Here is a 2,822-nt window from a genome sequence, read left to right on the forward strand (position 1 = left end):
GTCCTCGCGGCGCTGGCGCAGCGGCGGCACCCGGACCGGTAAAGTCGATATCCGGTAGAACAAGTCGGCACGAAACGTGCCTTCCCGCACCGCCTCGTTAAGTTCCACATTCGATGCTGCGATCAATCGGACATCCACCTTGATCGTCCGCGTATCGCCGACCCGCTCGAACTCACCTTCCTGGACAGCGCGCAGAATCTTCGATTGTGCAAGTGGCGACAGTGTCGATATCTCGTCCAGGAACAGCGTGCCGCCATTGGCCAGCTCGAACCGACCGGGCCGGGCGGCAACCGCGCCAGTATAGGCCCCCTTGGCCACGCCGAACAGCTCCGATTCGATCAGCCCCTCAGGGATCGCCGCGCAGTTGAGCGCGATGAACGGCTCCGCCTCGCGCGTGCTCAGCCGATGAGCGAGCTTGGCCAGCACTTCCTTGCCGACCCCGGTCTCGCCCATTAACAGCAGCGTCGCATTGCTCGCTGCGGTGCGTTCGATCATGGTCTTGGCTGAGAGGAACGCTGCCGATATCCCAATCACCGTTTGGCCCGCATCATGCCACGTTTCGGACAGGACCAGCGGCGTCGCGGCCAATTCGAGGTCGTCCAACTGATCCCATTCGGGTTTTGGTTTGGCGTGAAGTACGCAGGCAGCATCGCCTCGCCCCGCACATTCCACTTCGCGCATGATGATCGGTTGTCCCGCGAAGGTTGTGGCAAAGCCGCTTGCAAAGCCGGTCTGCATCCAGCACACCGGATCGGTGCTGTGCCCCATCGCGTTGAGATGGATCGCCGCCTCCATCGAATCGTGGACCGTGAACCGGCCTTCGAAATGCCCCCGCGAGGGATCGTTTTCAAGAGTTTCGATCTGGGTCCAGCCGAACCCGGTCAAGGCGTGTGCCTGCGGTCCGACCGCGAATGCTTCGAGATAATCACCATCCGGGCGCAATTTCTTCGCGCCGATCGCGCACCGTGCGCCTTCGGCAAAACCGACACCCCAGAAGAACCGGCTGGCCGCTTCTAGCCCCAATTCGGCCACCAGGCGGCTGCGCCAGCTGGCCAGGGCCGCTTGGCTGAGCAGTACGCAGCGTTCACCGTCATGCCAGATCCGGCCCATTTCCGGTGAGAACAGCAGCTTGCTGGCAAGGTCGGCGTATCCTGGGAGCGTCTCCATCCGGTCAGCTTATCAGATTCGTAACTTCCGGCCCAGACTTAAGCCTCGACATTTACATATACGTCGATCTGCACGGTGCCTCGCCGTGGGATTGACCAACCGGACTGCGGTAAATCGGCCCGAAAACGATATTGGCACGATTCGTGCTTATAACTGTCCCGACAAGAAAAATCGATGGCGGCTTTAGCCATGCTGTTGGGAGAGGATCAAATGAACGACAACATTGCCGATCTGGTTGATTCACGCACCGGGCGCCAATCGCGCTCGATCTACGCGAGCGAAGACATCTATCGGCAGGAACTTGAGCGGATCTTCGGGCGCTGCTGGCTGTTCCTGGTCCACACCAGCCAGATTCCGAAGCCGGGCGACTATTTCCGCACCTTCATGGGCGAAGACGATGTGATCGTGATCCGCCAGAAGGACGGGTCGATCAAGGCGTTCCTTAACAGCTGCACCCACCGCGGGAACCGGATCTGCCGCGCCGATCGCGGCAATGCGCGCGCCTTCACCTGCAACTATCACGGCTGGTCTTTTTCCCCGGACGGCGCGCTCGCCGGGGTGCCGCTGGAAAGCGAGGCCTATTTCGGCGAACTCGACCGCACCAAGTTCGGCCTGATCCCGGTGACGAAAGTGGCCGAGTACAAGGGCCTGGTGTTCGGCTGCTGGGATGCCAATTCGCCCAGCCTCGATGACTATCTGGGCGATGCCAAGTTTTTCCTCGATGTCTGGCTGGATGCCATGCCGGGCGGATCGGCACTGCTCGGCGAGACGCAGAAGATGGTGCTGGGCACCAACTGGAAGCTGCCAGTCGAGAACGTCTGCGGCGATGGCTATCACCTGGGCTGGGCACATGCCGGCGCGATGGCAGCAGTCCAGTCGATGGACCTCACCGGGCTCAGCGTCGGCAATTCCGGGGTCGATCTCGATGGCGGGCTGTCGGTCGCCGGCATGAACGGGCACATGGTCTTGAGCGCGCTCGACGGCGTTTCCGGCTACGCCTTCTATCCTGATCCCAAGCCGATCCTCGAATACCTAGAGGCCAACCGCCAGACGGTGATCGACCGTCTGGGCGAAGTGCGCGGCAGGCAGGTGTGGGGTGCGCAGGTCAACATAACCATTTTCCCCAACCTGCAACTGCTGCCCGGGCTCAACTGGTTCCGGGTCTATCATCCAAAGGGTCCCACCCAGATCGAACAGTGGACCTGGGCCATGGCCGAAAACGACATGCCCGAGGCGGTGAAAGCGCAGATTCTCGAAAACCAGTGCCTGACCTTCGGCTTGGCGGGCCTTTTCGACAACGACGATGGCGACAATCTGACCGCCTGCACCGAACAGTCGCGCGGCTGGCGCACGGCGCAGATGGATGTCTACACCAACATGGCGCTGGGCCGCTCGGGCAAGCGCGAGGGCTTCCCCGGCGATATCGCCTCCGGCTTGGTAAGCGAACACAACCAGCGCTATTTCTACCGCCGCTGGCAAGAGCACATGATGGCGGAAACCTGGGCCGAAGTGCCCACGTACAACATTAACTCGCTGACCGACGAGGAGGCCGAGCATGCTTGACCGACCGCTTGCCCCTCCCCCGGTGGAGGTGGTCGTCTGTGAAAAGCGCTGAAGCCCGCAGGGAGGCGTGGGTTTTGGTGGATATGAAGTAA

The 2,822-nt window shown here is 61.6% G+C and carries 2 protein-coding genes; one reads left to right on the plus strand and one right to left on the minus strand.

All coding sequences use genetic code 11. From position 1 onward, the window contains the following. Window positions 1–1,167, minus strand: a 1,167-nt coding sequence (locus LH128_RS21660; protein ID WP_008831826.1) for a sigma 54-interacting transcriptional regulator, incomplete at its 3' end; no start/stop codon positions are given. Window positions 1,168–1,377: 210 nt separating this feature from the next. Here LH128_RS21660 and LH128_RS21665 point away from each other — a divergent pair. Next, window positions 1,378–2,730 carry an aromatic ring-hydroxylating dioxygenase subunit alpha gene (locus LH128_RS21665; RefSeq protein ID WP_008831827.1) on the plus strand — a complete coding sequence of 451 codons (1,353 nt, stop codon included), beginning with the start codon at window positions 1,378–1,380 and terminating at the stop codon, window positions 2,728–2,730. Window positions 2,731–2,822 lie beyond the last annotated feature (92 nt).

Origin of the sequence: Sphingomonas sp. LH128 (genome assembly GCF_000293195.2) — a bacterium.
Lineage (GTDB): Bacteria > Pseudomonadota > Alphaproteobacteria > Sphingomonadales > Sphingomonadaceae > Novosphingobium > Novosphingobium resinovorum_A.

Bases quoted from the DNA above. Each gene is read 5' to 3' on its own strand.
- LH128_RS21665 (WP_008831827.1), top strand. From the start codon at position 1,378: ATGAACGACAACATTGCCGATCTGGTTGATTCACGCACCGGGCGCCAA.